Here is a 15,805-nt window from a genome sequence, read left to right as displayed (position 1 = left end):
TGGCTCCGTTACTGATGCGTCACGACGATGAGGCGCAGGGCATCCAGACGCCAGCCGGCCTGATCCAGGCTTTCCATCACCTGTTGACGGTTGCTTTCAATCGCGGCAAGTTCGTCATCACGGATGTTCGGGTTCACGGCGCGCAGCGCTTCCAGGCGCGACAGCTCCGCAGACAGCTTCTCATCGGCTTCCTTACGTGCGGCGTCGATCAGCGCGCGGGCAGATTGCTCAACCTGCGCTTCACCCAACTGCAGAATCGCATGGACATCTTGCTGCACGGCGTTGACCAGCTTGCTACCGGTATGGCGATTAACGGCACTGAGCTGGCGGTTAAAGGTTTCAAACTCCACCTGAGCGGCGAGGTTGTTACCGTTTTTATCCAGCAACATGCGCACCGGCGTCGGTGGCAGGAAGCGGTTGAGCTGCAGTTGCTTCGGTGCCTGCGCTTCGACCACGTACACCAGTTCAACCAGCAGGGTACCAACCGGCAATGCTTTGTTTTTCAACAGAGATATGGTGCTGCTGCCGGTATCACCAGACAGGATCAGATCCAGACCGTTACGGATCAGCGGATGCTCCCAGGTGATAAACTGGGCGTCTTCACGCGACAGCGCAATATCTCGCTCAAAGGTAATGGTGCAGCCGTCTTCAGGCAACCCCGGGAAATCCGGGACCAGCATATGATCGGACGGCGTCAGCACAATTAAGTTGTCTCCGCGATCGTCCTGGTTAATACCGACGATATCAAACAGATTCATGGCGAAGGCGATCAGGCTGGTGTCGTCATCCTGCTCCTCAATGCTCTCGGTAAGCCGCTGAGCTTTTTCGCCGCCGTTGGAGTGAATCTCGAGTAGACGGTCGCGCCCTTGTTCCAGCTGCGCTTTCAGTGCGTCATGCTGTTCACGGCAGGCTTTGATCAGATCATCAAATCCTTCGTTGTTTTCCGGCTCCGCCAGATAACCAATCAGGTTGTTATAGACCGTATCATAAATCGTACGCCCGGTCGGACAGGTGTGCTCAAACGCATCCAGACCTTCGTGGTACCAGCGCACCAGCACGGACTGGGCGGTTTTTTCCAGGTACGGGACGTGGATCTGAATATCGTGCGCTTGACCAATACGGTCCAGACGTCCAATACGTTGTTCCAGCAGATCCGGGTTAAACGGCAGGTCAAACATCACCAGGTTGCTGGCGAACTGGAAGTTACGGCCTTCAGAACCGATCTCCGAGCACAGCATCACCTGTGCACCGCTGTCCTCTTCGCTAAACCAGGCGGCAGCACGGTCACGTTCGATGATCGACATACCTTCATGGAATACGGCAGCGCGAATGCCTTCACGCTCGCGCAGCACCTGCTCCAGCTGCAACGCGGTGGTCGCTTTTGCACAGATAACCAGTACTTTCTGCGAACGATGACTGGTCAGGTAGCCCATCAACCATTCAACGCGTGGGTCGAAGTTCCACCAGGTGCCGGTATCGCCTTCGAACTCCTGATAAATCTGCTCCGGATAGAGCATGTCGCGGGCGCGCTCTTCTGCGCTTTTACGTGCGCCCATAATGCCGGAGACTTTAATGGCTGTCTGGTATTGGGTCGGCAGCGGCAGCTTAATAGTATGCAGTTCGCGTTTCGGGAAACCTTTCACCCCATTACGGGTGTTACGGAACAGTACGCGGCTGGTGCCATGGCGGTCCATTAGCATGGAAACCAGTTCCTGGCGCGCGCTCTGGGCATCTTCACGATCGCTGTTAGCAGCTTGCAGCAGCGGCTCGATGTCCTGCTCACCAATCAGATCGCCGAGCATGTTCAGCTCATTGTTGCTCAGTTTGTTGCCTGCCAGCAGCATGGCGACGGCATCGGCTACCGGACGGTAATTTTTTTGCTCTTCAACAAACTGCTCGAAATCGTGGAAACGGCTTGGGTCCAGCAGGCGTAAACGCGCAAAGTGACTTTCCATACCCAGCTGTTCCGGCGTTGCGGTCAGCAGCAAGATGCCCGGTACGCGCTCGGCCAGTTGTTCGATCGCCATATACTCGCGACTTGGCGCATCTTCGCTCCACACCAGGTGATGAGCTTCATCGACCACCAACAGATCCCATTCTGCTTCACACAAATGCTCCAGACGCTGCTTGCTACGACGCGCAAAATCCAGAGAGCAGATGACAAGCTGCTCGGTTTCAAACGGATTGTAGGCATCGTGCTGCGCTTCGGCATAGCGCTCATCATCAAACAGCGCAAAGCGCAGGTTGAAACGGCGCAGCATTTCGACCAGCCATTGGTGCTGTAACGTCTCAGGGACGATGATCAGCACGCGTTCGGCGGCACCGGACAGCAGTTGCTGATGCAGGATCATCCCGGCTTCAATGGTTTTTCCCAGGCCCACTTCATCTGCCAGCAAAACGCGAGGGGCATGGCGACGACCGACATCATGGGCAATATTAAGCTGGTGGGGGATCAGGCTGGTACGTTGACCGCGCAGACCACTCCACGGCATACGATACTGTTCGCTCTGAAATTTACGCGCACGATAGCGCAGCGCAAAGCGGTCCATACGGTCGATTTGGCCAGCAAACAGACGATCCTGAGGTTTGCTGAACACCAGCTTGCTGTCGAGCAGGACTTCGCGCAGCACGACGCCGGTTTCTTCGGTATCAAGGCGGGTTCCGATATAGGCAAGCAGTCCGTTTTCTTCTTTTACTTCATCGACATGCAATTGCCAGCCTTCATGGCTGGTGATCGTATCACCAGGATTGAACATCACGCGGGTCACAGGGCAGTCACTGCGCGCATACAGACGGTTTTCACCCGTCGATGAGAAAAGTAAGGTGACGGTTCGCGCATCCATGGCGACAACGGTACCAAGTCCCAATTCGCTTTCTGTATCGCTGATCCAGCGTTGACCAAGTGTAAAAGGCATATGTGTTCGGCTCTATATCTTTAATTGCAGGTAATACTCGTCATGTATCGGGTATCCCGAGTTTTCAGAGCATACGACCCCGCTACCAGGCTAATGAATCAGTGGTAGTGGTGTAAAATGGGTCCAGGAATGGAAAGGGCGCTATGGTACTGGATGGCGACGGTTTCGTCACGCGTCAAAATAACCCCAGTTGCCCTGTGAGTAGTGTAGCAAAGTTATCATCAACAAAGGGAAGAATTCCCTCGGCAACCGGCTGTATCTGGCGCGTAAGATAATGCTCATAATCCAGCGCAGAAAGCTGATAATCCACAGGTTCCGGGCCGTTTATCGTCCAGACATATTTTATGGTGCCACGGTTTTGATACTGCGGAGGACGGCCTCGCTTGATGTTCTGTTCATCGGCAAGCCGCGCGGCGCGAACGTGGGGTGGGACATTACGCTGATATTCGCTTAACGGGCGGCGCAGGCGCTTACGGTAAACCAGCTGATCGTCCAGTTCACCGGCCATCAGGCGGTCGATGGTTTCCCTGACAAAATCCTGATACGGCTCCTGGCGAAAGACCCGCAAATAGAGTTCCTGCTGGAACCGTTGTGCCAGCGGTGTCCAGTCAGTGCGTACGGTTTCCAGTCCTTTGAAGACCATGCGCTGCTGGTCCCCGTCCTGAATGAGTCCGGCGTAGCGCTTCTTACTGCCCGTATCCGCGCCGCGAATGGTCGGCATCAAAAAGCGGCGAAAATGGGTTTCAAACTCCAGTTCGAGCGCGCTGGTCAGGTTTTGTTGTTGCAGCGACTGCGCCCACCAGGTGTTGACATGATGGACCAACTCCCGACCAATCCTTGCCGCATCCTCTTCCGCGTGTGCGCCTTTGAGCCAGACAAACGTTGAGTCGGTATCGCCATAGATAACGTCATAACCCTGCGCTTCAATCAGCGCTTTGGTCTGGCGCATGATCGCATGCCCGCGCATGGTGATCGACGAGGCCAGTCTGGGATCGAAAAATCGACATGCCGTGGTGCCTAGCACGCCGTAAAAGGCGTTCATAATGATTTTGAGCGCCTGCGAGAGCGGCTTATTTCCCTGGCGTTTTGCTTCGTCACGCCCGTGCCAGATCTGGGTCACTATTTCCGGTAGGCAGTGTTTTTCGCGCGAAAACCAGGCACCAAGGAATCCTTCAGTGCTGTGTTCAGGATCCGGCTGCGCCATACCTTCGATAAGTCCCACCGGATCGATCAGAAAGGTGCGGATGATCGACGGGTACAGGCTTTTGTAATCCAGAACCAGCACCGAGTCGTACAAACCAGGACGCGAGTCCATCACATAGCCGCCGGGGCTGGCATGGGGGGGGACTTCCCCGAGATTTGGCGCAACGTAACCGGCACGGTGCATGCGCGGAAGATAGAGATGACCAAATGCCGCAACCGAGCCACCGTGCCTGTCGACCGGCAGACCGTTGACCGTCGAGCGCTCCAGCAGAAACGGCATGATCTCGGTTTTATGAAAGATGCGCGTGACCAGTTCACAGTCTTTGAGATTATAAGTGGCAAGCGCGGGCTTATCCTGAGCGAATCGGCGGTCAATTTCGTCCATGCGGTCCCAGGGATTATCAATTGATTTCCCTTCACCCAGTAGCTCCTGCGACACCGTTTCCAGCGAAAACGAGGAAAAGTTCCAGAACGCGGATTTGAGGGCCTCAATGCCGTCAATGATCAGGCGGCCTTTGGCCTGGGCGAAAAAAACGCCGTTTTTGAAACCGTGCTCGCGCCATTCCAGTTCGCTGTTGTCACGACCAAAACGCAGGGGAATTCGGTAACGCTCGGCATGATTTTGCAGGACACGTAAATCGAACTGCACTACGTTCCAGCCGATGATGACATCAGGATCGTGGTGGGCTATCCACGCGTTGAGCTTTTCCAGCAACTGCGGACGGCTCGCCACATATTCAAGTTCAAAATCAAGCTGTGAGGCATCACCGTTGGCCGGGCCGAGCATATAGACAATACGCTGTCCGCAGCCTTCGAGACCAATGCAGTAAAGCTCGCCGTGCCGCGTGGTTTCGATATCCAGCGATAGCCATTTTAAGGGTGGGCGATAGTCCGGGTTTGGCTTCAGCCGCGCGTTGATCAGCGTGTCGTTATACCGATCGCCATCCACCCAAACGGGGGAGGTGATAAAGCGCTCCATCAGATAACGTTCCGGCGGACGCACGTCGGCCTCATACACCGTGACGCTATTTTCGCGTAGCAGCTTCTCAAGACGCATCAACTGGCGATGGGATCGGCAGTACAGCCCCGAAACGGGCTGGCGATGAAAATCCTGCAGGTTAAGCGGAGCCAGCCGAAAGCCGTTTTCTGCGCGTAATAGTGAAGTAACGCGGGAAACCTGGCTGGTTGGGATGAAGGCAACTGACTCCTGCGGCGCAAGCGTGACCAGCAATGGCCCGTCGTCCGTTGCCAGCCAGAATGAAACCTCTGTCCCCTGTGGGGTATCCCGCCAGTGCCGGGTTAAAATAAAACCTGCCTGCGCCACGCTGCGTACCCATCAAAAAACCCGGCATGATTATAGCCTGGTTTATCTGATTGTACTGTTTTTTTATACAGCTTATGACGAATTTGATTCATGAATACGAGGATGAAGATTTGGGTGGATGAATTATTTTATTCGTAGGCTTACTTTTTTAATTTTTTATTACTTATCTTATTTATATATTGCGAGTTGAATTCAAGTCCATTTCCGGATTTTTGTCGATTTTTAGGAATTGTGCTTATTTAATTATGCAACTAATTTCTCGGAATTAGAAAAATATGTTTTTTCTATTTGTGTTTATTACAGGTTGGTGTAAGAATTTTATTCGAAGTGTTCGGGCTAGTGGGTTAAATATAATATATTTAATCGAGATTCTATTGTTGAATAAAAACGGATTTCAGTTCGATTTCGTCGGGTTATCTCTCTGTGTTATTTGATTTTTATTTTAATATAATTTTATTTCTAGCGCTAACTGGGATACTTCAAATGTTTATTATATTTTATGTAATTAATATGAGAATGGAGTCTTTATGAATATTTTCTCTAAACAGCAACTTAGCGCCAAGTACAGTAACTATATTTTTGTTAATACATTGCTGGCTAACCCTGCTGTAAAGACCGTGAGTAAATTTATTTTATATAAAACATGGAACGGTCAACTGTGGAATGCTGAAGTTATTGATGATGGCAATGCTTTTTTCCATTGGCAGGGTAGTGATAAAAGCAACGGTCATCGTGATACGGTTATTAATTACGTGGTGAATGGTCAGAAGTGGCAGACTACAATTTCAGATTATGTCTTTTTCCATTGTGTGGGGGGCGATCAAGATAATGGGCATTGTGATACTGTAATTGACTATCTCTGCTCAAATGATTGCGTATATCAAGCTTCCTTTGCTGAATACTTCAGCGAATAATGATACTGGAGCGCGTAGTTTATCTACGCGCTTATAAAAGAAGATTATTGTCCGTAGTAGGCTTTAGCACCGTGCTTACGCAGATAATGCTTGTCCAGCAGCGTTTGCTGCATATCCGGTAGCTGCGGTGCGAGCTGGCGGCAGAAAATCCCCATATAGGCGACCTCTTCCAGCACAATCGCGTTATGAACGGCATCTTCGGCGTTTTTACCCCATGCAAACGGGCCGTGAGAATGTACCAGTACGCCTGGCATTTGTGCCGCATCAATACCTTGTTTTTCAAAGGCTTCAACGATCACATTCCCGGTTTCCCACTCGTATTCACCGTTAATTTCTGCATCGGTCATTTTGCGCGTGCAGGGAATAGCGCCGTAGAAATAGTCTGCGTGGGTCGTACCGGTAGCCGGAATCGACTGACCCGCCTGTGCCCAGATCGTCGCGTGACGTGAATGGGTGTGGACAATACCGCCAATGCTCGGGAAAGCCTGATACAGCAGACGGTGAGTGGGCGTATCGGAAGACGGTTTTTTCTGCCCTTCCACCACTTCACCGGTGGCAATACTGACCACTACCATATCGTCCGCGGTCATTACGCTGTAATCAACACCGGAAGGTTTTATCACCAATACGCCATGTTCACGGTCGACGGCGCTGACATTCCCCCAGGTGAGGGTCACCAGGTTGTGCTTTGGCAGCGCCAGATTCGCTTCCAGGACCTGACGTTTAAGATCTTCTAGCATGTTAACTCCTGAATGCCGGATGGCGTTACGCTTATCCGGCCTACGGTGATTTGTAGGCCGGTAAATGAAATGCCACCGGGCAATCCGTTTCGATAATTAACGTTTGAACCCGTAGTACACTTCGTTCCAGCGCAGCGCGTCCTTAAAGGTCGGCAGGCGGGTATCGTTGTCGATCACCGCGATCTCGATATCGTGCATTTCAGCGAACTGACGCATGTCATTCAGATCCAGCGCATGGCTGAACACGGTGTGGTGTGCGCCACCGGCCAGGATCCAGGCTTCAGACGCGGTAGGCAGATCCGGCTGGGCTTTCCACAGCGCGTTCGCCACCGGCAGTTTCGGCAGGTCGTGCGGGGTTTGTACTGTATCAATGCAGTTGACCAGCAGACGATAGCGATCGCCGAGATCGATCAGGCTGGCAACCACGGCCGGGCCGGTTTTGGTGTTGAAGATCAGACGAGCAGGGTCGTCTTTACCGCCAATGCCCAGGTGCTGCACGTCGAGGATCGGTTTTTCTTCTACGGCAATCGACGGACACACTTCCAGCATGTGCGAGCCGAGCACCAGATCGTTGCCCTTCTCGAAGTGGTAGGTGTAATCCTCCATAAATGAAGTGCCGCCTTGCAGACCAGTTGACATCACCTTCATGATGCGAAGCAGCGCGGCAGTTTTCCAGTCACCTTCGCCTGCAAAGCCGTAGCCCTGCTGCATCAGACGCTGTACGGCCAGACCCGGAAGTTGTTTCAGGCCGTGCAAATCTTCAAACGTGGTGGTAAAGGCATTGAATCCACCCTGTTCGAGGAAACGCTTCATGCCCAGTTCAATACGGGCGGCTTCCAGCACGTTCTGACGCTTGTCACCGTGGATTTGCGTTGCTGCCGTCATGGTGTAGGTGCTTTCATATTCGTCGATCAGCGCGTTGATCTCGCCATCGCTAATCGCGTTCACTACCTGCACCAGGTCTCCAACGGCCCAGGTATTCACCGAGAAACCGAATTTGATCTGTGCTGCCACTTTATCGCCGTCAGTGACCGCCACTTCACGCATGTTGTCGCCAAAACGGCACACTTTCAGATGGCGGGTATCCTGTTTGGATACGGCCTGGCGCATCCAGGAACCGATACGCTCGTGCGCTTGCTTATCCTGCCAGTGACCGGTGACCACGGCATGCTGCTGGCGCATACGCGCGCCGATGAAGCCGAACTCACGGCCGCCGTGTGCCGTTTGGTTCAGGTTCATAAAGTCCATATCAATGCTGTCCCACGGCAGGGCGGCGTTGAACTGGGTATGGAACTGCATCAGCGGTTTGTTGAGAATGGTCAGGCCGTTGATCCACATTTTGGCCGGAGAGAAGGTATGCAACCAGACCACCAGGCCCGCACAACGATCGTCATAGTTGGCATCGCGGCAAATAGACGTGATTTCGTCAGGTGATGTGCCCAGCGGTTTTAACACCAGTTTACAGGGCAGTTTAGCTTCAGTATTCAGTGCGTTAACAACGTGCTCGGCGTGCTGGGTTACCTGACGCAGGGTCTCTGGGCCATACAGATGCTGGCTACCAATCACAAACCACACTTCATAGTTATCAAAAATCGTCATTGTCGTGTCCTTAATGTGTCAGGGTTGCCAGATCTACCGGGGCTTTGTGCGCCGGTGCGGCAGTCGGAAGGTATTGTTGTTCGGCGCTTACTGCCCACTGCTGGTAGCGGCGATACAGTTGTTCAAAACGTTGAGCCTGCTCAGGACGAGGGTGCAGTGTGTTTTCCACGGCACTCGCCATTTTTTGCTGGGCGGCGGGGATATCGGCATGCACGTTTGCGGCAACGGCGGCAAAAATTGCCGCACCAAGCGCGCAGCACTGGTCTGAGGCGACAATCTGCAGCGGACGATTAAGGACGTCACAACAGGCCTGCATGATGACCGGGTTTTTACGTGCGATGCCGCCGAGCGCCATCACGTTATTCACTGCGATGCCTTGTTCGGTAAAGCATTCCATAATGGCGCGTGCGCCAAACGCCGTTGCGGCAATCAATCCACCAAACAGCGCTGGTGCGTCGGTCGCGAGGTTAAGGTCGGTAATGACCCCTTTCAGACGTTGGTTGGCATTGGGTGTACGACGCCCGTTGAACCAGTCGAGTACTACCGGCAGATGATCCAGCGACGGATTTTTTGCCCATGCTTCGGTTAGCGCAGGCAGCAGCTGTTTTTGGCTGGCTTTAATCTGCGTTTTGAGTTCCGGGTGCTGCGCAGCAAGCTGCTCCAGCGGCCAGCTCAGCACGCGGCTAAACCAGGCATAGATATCGCCGAAGGCGGATTGACCGGCTTCCAGGCCAATAAAGTGCGGCACCACGCTGCCATCAACCTGGCCGCATATGCCTTTCACTGCGCGCTCGCCGACGCTGGCTTTGTCGGCAATCAGAATGTCGCAGGTCGAGGTGCCAATGACTTTCACCAACGTGTTTGGCTGTGCGCCCGCGCCGACTGCGCCCATATGGCAGTCGAATGCACCGCCGGAAATGACCACGCTTTCCGGCAGACCCAGGCGCTGTGCCCATTCCGCACAGAGCGTGCCCACTGGCAGGTCTGCGGTGAAGGTATCGGTAAACATCGGGTATTGCAGATGTTGGTTGATGAGGGGGTCGAGTTCATCAAAGAAACTGGCTGGCGGCAGGCCTCCCCAGCTTTCATGCCACAGGGATTTGTGACCGGCGCTGCAGCGTCCGCGACGAATATCCTGTGGGCGCGTGGTGTCAGAAAGCAGGGCGGGGATCCAGTCGCATAGCTCAATCCAGGATACGGCAGCCTGCGCGACCGCGTTGTCCTGGCGAGTCACGTGCAGGATCTTGGCCCAGAACCATTCACTGGAATAAATGCCGCCGATATAGCGGGAGTAATCAGTCTTACCCGGCGTATGACACAGGCGGGTGATTTCTTCGGCTTCTTCGACTGACGTGTGATCTTTCCACAGGACGAACATCGCGTTCGGGTTTTCCGCGAACTCCTGGCGCAGCGCCAGTACATTGCCGTTGGCATCAATAGGCGCAGGAGTTGAACCGGTGCTGTCAACGCCAATCCCGACCACTGCCGCACGTTGTTCTGTACTCAGTTCAGCGAGGACGGTTTTTAGCGCCGCTTCCATGGATTCAATGTAGTCACGCGGGTGATGGCGAAACTGGTTGTTTGGGCCATCGCAATATTGCCCTTCCTGCCAACGTGGGTACCACTCAACGCTGGTGGCGATCTCCTCGCCGGTGGCACATTCCACCGCCAGAGCTCGTACTGAATCACTACCAAAATCGAGGCCAATTGCAATCGCCATCGTCTTACTCCATCCAAAAATACGGGTATGGATAAACAGTAGATAATGGGGGTAAAAACCGTCAGGCAGGATCCGCTAATCTTATGGACTAAAATGCTGTGGCATCACAAAGTGTGACGCCGTGCAAATATTCAATGTGGACATTTCTGCCGTAGTTATAGACACTTTTGTTAGCCGTTTTTATCGTTGGCGCAGGACATGTTTTTTACAAAATGCTTTTCGCATGCGGGGTTGATGGTCCATTACTGAAACCATAGCGGCCTACAGGGGAGATGGTGACAATATCTTGCGTAATATGGACGATTGGTTTCTTATCAGAACACCGGGAGTATTGAAATTATGGCTGAACCGCAAAACGATCCCCTGTTGCCGGGCTACTCGTTTAACGCGCATTTAGTGGCGGGATTAACCCCTATTGAGGCGAACGGGTACCTGGATTTTTTTATCGACAGACCACTGGGAATGAAGGGCTATATCCTGAACCTGACCATTCGTGGGGAAGGCGTCATCAACAATCAGGGCAAGCAGTTTGTTTGCCGACCGGGTGATATTTTGCTGTTTCCGCCGGGTGAAGTTCACCATTACGGTCGCCATCCCGATGCCAGCGAATGGTACCACCAGTGGGTCTACTTTCGACCTCGCGCCTATTGGCAGGAGTGGCTTACCTGGCCGGCGATTTTTGCACAAACCGGTTTTTTCCGCCCGGATGAAGCACATCAGCCACACTTCAACGAACTGTTCGGCCAGATAATCAGCGCCGGGCAACGGGAGGGACGTTACTCTGAGTTGCTGGCGATCAACTTGCTGGAGCAACTGCTGCTCAGACGTATGGAAGCGATTAACGAATCACTGCATCCCCCCATGGATAACCGCGTGCGCGATGCCTGTCAGTACATCAGCGATCGCCTGGCGGACAGCAATTTTGATATTGCCAGCGTCGCGCAGCATGTCTGCCTTTCGCCGTCTCGTTTGTCGCACCTGTTCCGCCAGCAGCTCGGCATCAGCGTACTCAGCTGGCGTGAGGATCAGCGAATCAGCCAGGCGAAGCTCCTGTTGAGCACCACGCGCATGCCGATCGCCACCGTCGGGCGCAACGTCGGGTTTGACGATCAGCTCTATTTCTCCCGCGTTTTCAAAAAATGTACCGGCGCCAGCCCGAGCGAGTTCCGCGCAGGCTGTGAATAAAAAGTGAATGATGTGTCCGAAAAGTTGTCATATCTCGCAAACTATTCAGACAAATGATGGCTTGACGAAGTTGAGAAGGGTTATCAGAATCCTTGCTTCGTAAATCTGACGGACACATTATGCAAGCATTGCTGGAACATTTTATTCTCCAGTCCGCCGTATACTCATTGATAGCCGTACTGCTGGTGGCTTTTCTGGAGTCGCTGGCGCTGGTGGGCTTAATTTTACCCGGTACCGTGCTGATGGCCGGACTGGGTGCGCTGATTGGCAGCGGTGAACTGAACTTCTGGCATGCCTGGCTTGCGGGCATCGTCGGCTGCCTGATGGGTGACTGGATCTCCTTCTGGCTGGGCTGGCGGTTTAAAAAACCGCTGCATCGCTGGTCTTTTATGAAAAAGAACAAGGCGTTACTGGATAAAACTGAACATGCGCTCCATCAGCACAGCATGTTTACTATTTTGGTGGGGCGTTTTGTGGGTCCGACGCGTCCGCTGGTGCCAATGGTGGCGGGGATGCTTGATCTGCCTGTCGCTAAATTTATAGTGCCTAATATCATTGGCTGCGTATTGTGGCCGCCGTTTTATTTTCTACCAGGTATCCTGGCGGGCGCGGCAATTGATATTCCCTCAGATGTACAGAGCGGCGATTTCAAATGGCTATTGCTGGCGACCGCACTATTACTGTGGGTCGGGGGATGGCTGTGCTGGCGGCTATGGCGTAGCGGCAAAGCGGCTGTTGATCGCTTAACCGTTTATTTGCCGCGAGGTCGACTGCTGTATCTGGCGCCGCTTGTTCTCGGGATCGGCGTGGTGGCGCTGGTCGCACTGATCCGCCATCCGCTGATGCCGGTGTATATCGATATCCTGCGCAAAGTGGTGGGCTATTAGGGCTGATTTTGCCGGATGGCGCTGATGCTTATCCGGCCTACAAAATCTCGCAATCTATCATCCGGTTTTGATGCCCAACAGCGCCGAGGCGCTGGCGTGACCGCTCAACAACGCCTCCGTTTTACCTTGCCACGCAATGCGCCCGTCGGCGACCACGATTGAGCGTGGCGCAATGCGCGCGGCGTCTTCTACGCTGTGGGACACCATCAGCAGCGTCAGCTGCTTTTCACGACACACGTCGGCCACCAGTGTGAGCATCTCCTGACGCAGGGCGGGGTCGAGTGCAGAGAACGGTTCATCGAGCAGCAACACGGGCTGTTCCCGCACCAGGCAGCGCGCCAGCGCTACACGCTGGCGTTGCCCGCCGGAAAGCTCGCCAGGAAGTCTTTCCAGCAGCGTGTCGAGCCCCATTTGTTGAGCAATGTGGTGCATTTTCTCCCGCTGCTGTGCGTTCAGCTTTAACCCCGGGTTAAGGCCGAGGGCGATGTTCTGTTGCACACTCAGGTGGCTGAACAGATTGTTTTCCTGAAACAGCATGGAAACCGGACGCCGAGAGGGCGGCGTGGTGGTGTGATCCTCACCCCCAATCATCATTGTGCCGCTGGCCGGTGCCAGAAAACCGGCAATCAGGTTCAATAGCGTGCTTTTGCCCGCCCCGCTCGGTCCGAGTATGGCGACCTGTTCACCCCGCGCGACCGATAGCGAAAAGCGCATCGGCAAATGGTGATACAGCCATGTAATATCAATCAGTTTTAACATGTCGACCCGGTAATTTCTCAATAACAGTAAACAGCGTAAAGCACAGGATCAGCAGCAATAACGCGGTGACTGCACCATCCTGACTGCGATAGGAGCCAATCTGCTGATAGAGGTAAAACGGTAACGTGCGGAAGTCTTCGTTGCCGAACAGCGCCACCACGCCGAAATCACCAATCGACAGGACGCAGGCGAAGGCGATGGCTTGCGCCAGCGGACGTTTCAGCGCACGCAGCTCAACCACTTTCAACCGCGACCATCCTTCAATGCCTAAAGACTGGCACAACATGCTGTAGCGTGCGGTCACGTCACGCATCGGGTTTTCCAGCACTTTCAGTGCATAAGGGATGGCCATTAGCGCATTGGTAAAAATCACAATGCCGTCGGCAGAGTCCGGCAGTCCAATACTGTTATTGAGCAGCAGGAAGAACCCGGTTGCCAGTACGATGCCCGGCATGGCGAGGATCAGCATGCCGCTCAGTTCCAGCGCCTGACCGGCTAAAACTTGCTGCCGTGCCCGTAGCTCGCGACTGCTCCACAACAGCATCATGGTGAGAATGACGCACAGCAGGCCTGCCGCCAGCGCAATACGCAGCGACGTCCCCAGTGCTTGCCACAATATGGGTTGCGCAAGCACGTCCAGTAAATGACGGTTAACACCATCGACAATTACCGCCAGCAGCGGCGGCAACAACAGCAGCAAGGCCAGAATAATCAGCAGGGTGTCAGTCAGACGGCTGTGCAGGCGGTCGTCGGGATCGCGCCAGCCTTGTACCAGCGTGGTACCGGGGGCTATCGCTCGACTCATGCGCTGGCTGAGCAGCACCAGTCCTAAGCAGCAAATCATCTGGATCAGCGCCAGCATGGCGGCGCGGGCGGGATCGTAGTCGAAGCTCAGCGCCTGATAGATAGCCAGCTCGATGGTGGTTGCCTGCGGCCCGCCGCCGAGCGACAGCACGGTAGCAAAACTGGCGAAGCACAGCATAAAGATGAGCGCCGCTACCGGAGGGATCTGGCGGCGCAGCCACGGCCATTCAACGAAGCGGAAGAAATGCCAGCCGCGCATACCTAGCTGCGCGGCGAGCTGCCGCTGTTCGCCGGGAATATTCTCCAGCGACTGCAGCAGTAAACGGCTGGCCATCGGCAGGTTGAAAAAGACGTGTGCCAGCAGAATGCCCTGCAGACCGTACGGTGAAAACGTCCACTCCAGGCCGAGAGCCTGCCAAAGTGAGGCCAGCCAGCCCTGACGACCGTAGACGCTAAGGATGCCAAAGACGGCGACCAGCACCGGCAGGATCAGCGTCATTGCGCACAGGCGCAGCAGCGCTATACGCCCAGGGAAACGGCGACGATAAAGCGCCCTGGCAAGGAAGATTGCCGGGATCACCGACAGCGCAGCGGATAAAAATGCCTGCCAGAAGGAAAAACGCACCACGTGCCACAGGTAGCTGTCCTGCCACAGCGCGAGCCAGTCTCCCTGAGGGGCGTTCAGCCACAACGCCAGAAACGCCGCCAGGGCGACGGCCACTATCAGCGTAGCGGCCGAAAGCCCTGGGAGCAGCCAGCCGGGAATTAACGGCTGACGGCGCGTTGCCATGCGTTAATCCATGTCTGACGTTGAGTTGCTACCTGTTGTGGGGTGAATTCCAGCGCGGTGGACGGTTTTTCCAGTTGTGCAATGCCAGGAGGAAGCGTGACCTGGGTTACCGGATACATCCAGTTGCCGGTGGGGATTGCGTTCTGGAACGCCGGAGAAACCATAAATGTCAGGAATTTTTCCGCCAGTTCGGGCTGTTTGCTGGCGGCGGTACGTGCGGCGACCTCCACCTGCAAATAGTGTCCCTCGCTAAAATTGGCGGCGGCGTAGTTATCTTTCTTCTCTTCGATGATGTGATACGCCGGAGAGGTGGTATAGCTCAGCACCAGATCGCTTTCACCTTTCAGGAACAAACCGTAGGCTTCACTCCAGCCCTTGGTGACGGTGACGGTTTTAGCCGCCAGTTTCTGCCAGGCTTCCGGCGCTTTATCGCCGTACACTTTCTGCATCCACAGCAGCAGTCCCAGACCCGGCGTGCTGGTGCGCGGGTCCTGATAAATCACGCGCCATTTCTGATCGCTTTCGACCAGTTCTTTCAGGCTCTTTGGCGGATTCTTCAGCTTGTTTTTGTCATACACGAAGGCGAAATAGCCGTAATCAAACGGCACAAAGGTGTCATTTTTCCAGCCGCCAGGGACGTTGATGGCATCGCTTGCCACGCCGCTTTTGGCAAACAGTTTGGTCTGCATTGCCGCGTCGAGCAGGTTGTTGTCCAGCCCGAGTACCACGTCAGCTTTACTGTTTTTTCCTTCCATACGCAGGCGGTTAAGCAGCGAGACGCCATCTTCCAGCGCCACCAGCTTTAGTTCGCAGTTGCAGTCGGCTTCAAAGGCTTTTTTGATGGTTGGACCGGGGCCCCAGTCGGCGGCGAACGAGTCGTAGGTATAGACGGTCAAAACGGGTTTGGCGAAGGCAGGCGCTGCGCACAGCAGTAAAAGCGGAAGACATTTTTTAAACACTTTGCA

Annotated in this window: 11 protein-coding genes; 3 read left to right on the top strand and 8 right to left on the bottom strand. The window is 54.3% G+C overall.

Annotated elements, in window-relative coordinates:
* Nucleotides 1-8: 8 nt before the first annotated feature.
* Nucleotides 9-2,915: an RNA polymerase-associated protein RapA gene (gene rapA / locus QNN86_RS13295; protein WP_096758331.1), complete on the bottom strand. Its 2,907-nt coding sequence runs from the start codon at nucleotides 2,913-2,915 to the stop codon at nucleotides 9-11.
* A gap of 175 nt (nucleotides 2,916-3,090) precedes the next feature.
* The gene (polB, locus tag QNN86_RS13290; protein ID WP_137362019.1) at nucleotides 3,091-5,442 is read right to left on the bottom strand and encodes a DNA polymerase II; all 2,352 of its coding nucleotides are present in this window, start codon (nucleotides 5,440-5,442) and stop codon (nucleotides 3,091-3,093) included.
* Between the two features lie 527 nt (nucleotides 5,443-5,969).
* Between polB and QNN86_RS13285 the strand changes: the two genes are divergently transcribed.
* The gene (locus QNN86_RS13285; protein ID WP_181618632.1) at nucleotides 5,970-6,356 is read left to right on the top strand and encodes a DUF4751 family protein; all 387 of its coding nucleotides are present in this window, start codon (nucleotides 5,970-5,972) and stop codon (nucleotides 6,354-6,356) included.
* Nucleotides 6,357-6,400: 44 nt separating this feature from the next.
* On the opposite strand, the gene araD is transcribed toward QNN86_RS13285, so the two are convergent.
* The 3 genes from araD to araB form a co-directional block, all read right to left on the bottom strand.
* Nucleotides 6,401-7,096, bottom strand: a complete 696-nt coding sequence (araD, locus tag QNN86_RS13280; protein ID WP_181618633.1) for an L-ribulose-5-phosphate 4-epimerase — start codon at nucleotides 7,094-7,096, stop codon at nucleotides 6,401-6,403.
* 96 nt (nucleotides 7,097-7,192) lie between these two features.
* Nucleotides 7,193-8,695, bottom strand: coding sequence for an L-arabinose isomerase (araA, locus tag QNN86_RS13275; RefSeq protein WP_181618634.1), 1,503 nt, complete (start codon nucleotides 8,693-8,695; stop codon nucleotides 7,193-7,195).
* A 10-nt stretch (nucleotides 8,696-8,705) separates the two neighbouring features.
* Nucleotides 8,706-10,415, bottom strand: coding sequence for a ribulokinase (gene araB / locus QNN86_RS13270; protein ID WP_414211234.1), 1,710 nt, complete (start codon nucleotides 10,413-10,415; stop codon nucleotides 8,706-8,708).
* A 339-nt stretch (nucleotides 10,416-10,754) separates the two neighbouring features.
* Here araB and araC point away from each other — a divergent pair, with 339 nt between their 5' ends.
* Nucleotides 10,755-11,600, top strand: a complete 846-nt coding sequence (gene araC / locus QNN86_RS13265; protein WP_181618636.1) for an arabinose operon transcriptional regulator AraC — start codon at nucleotides 10,755-10,757, stop codon at nucleotides 11,598-11,600.
* A gap of 119 nt (nucleotides 11,601-11,719) precedes the next feature.
* Nucleotides 11,720-12,487, top strand: a complete 768-nt coding sequence (locus QNN86_RS13260) for a DedA family protein (RefSeq protein WP_096758325.1) — start codon at nucleotides 11,720-11,722, stop codon at nucleotides 12,485-12,487.
* Between the two features lie 57 nt (nucleotides 12,488-12,544).
* Here the strand turns inward: QNN86_RS13260 and thiQ are convergent, their stop codons facing one another.
* From thiQ to thiB, 3 genes are read right to left on the bottom strand one after another with little or no spacing between them, the layout of a single operon-like run.
* Complete coding sequence (thiQ, locus tag QNN86_RS13255) at nucleotides 12,545-13,246, bottom strand: thiamine ABC transporter ATP-binding protein ThiQ (RefSeq protein ID WP_181618637.1); 702 nt, start codon at nucleotides 13,244-13,246, stop codon at nucleotides 12,545-12,547.
* Nucleotides 13,230-14,840: a thiamine/thiamine pyrophosphate ABC transporter permease ThiP gene (thiP, locus tag QNN86_RS13250; protein WP_182270441.1), complete on the bottom strand. Its 1,611-nt coding sequence runs from the start codon at nucleotides 14,838-14,840 to the stop codon at nucleotides 13,230-13,232. Before thiP ends, thiQ begins: the two co-directional genes overlap by 17 nt.
* On the bottom strand, nucleotides 14,816-15,799 hold the full coding sequence (thiB, locus tag QNN86_RS13245) for a thiamine ABC transporter substrate binding subunit (protein ID WP_115259471.1): 984 nt from the start codon (nucleotides 15,797-15,799) through the stop codon (nucleotides 14,816-14,818). The genes thiP and thiB overlap by 25 nt, the downstream gene beginning before the upstream one ends.
* Nucleotides 15,800-15,805 lie beyond the last annotated feature (6 nt).

The organism is Citrobacter sp. C348 (genome assembly GCF_047467975.1).
Lineage (GTDB): Bacteria > Pseudomonadota > Gammaproteobacteria > Enterobacterales > Enterobacteriaceae > Citrobacter > Citrobacter gillenii.
The sequence above is the reverse complement of the archived record's forward strand: the minus strand, read 5'-3'. Positions and strand labels throughout refer to the sequence as shown.

Coding starts and splice junctions, on each gene's coding strand:
- araA (WP_181618634.1), bottom strand. CDS start 8,695: ATGACGATTTTTGATAACTATGAAGTGTGGTTTGTGATTGGTAGCCAG.
- araD (WP_181618633.1), bottom strand. CDS start 7,096: ATGCTAGAAGATCTTAAACGTCAGGTCCTGGAAGCGAATCTGGCGCTG.
- QNN86_RS13260 (WP_096758325.1), top strand. CDS start 11,720: ATGCAAGCATTGCTGGAACATTTTATTCTCCAGTCCGCCGTATACTCA.
- thiP (WP_182270441.1), bottom strand. CDS start 14,840: ATGGCAACGCGCCGTCAGCCGTTAATTCCCGGCTGGCTGCTCCCAGGG.
- thiQ (WP_181618637.1), bottom strand. CDS start 13,246: ATGTTAAAACTGATTGATATTACATGGCTGTATCACCATTTGCCGATG.
- araB (WP_414211234.1), bottom strand. CDS start 10,415: ATGGCGATTGCAATTGGCCTCGATTTTGGTAGTGATTCAGTACGAGCT.
- rapA (WP_096758331.1), bottom strand. CDS start 2,915: ATGCCTTTTACACTTGGTCAACGCTGGATCAGCGATACAGAAAGCGAA.
- araC (WP_181618636.1), top strand. CDS start 10,755: ATGGCTGAACCGCAAAACGATCCCCTGTTGCCGGGCTACTCGTTTAAC.
- QNN86_RS13285 (WP_181618632.1), top strand. CDS start 5,970: ATGAATATTTTCTCTAAACAGCAACTTAGCGCCAAGTACAGTAACTAT.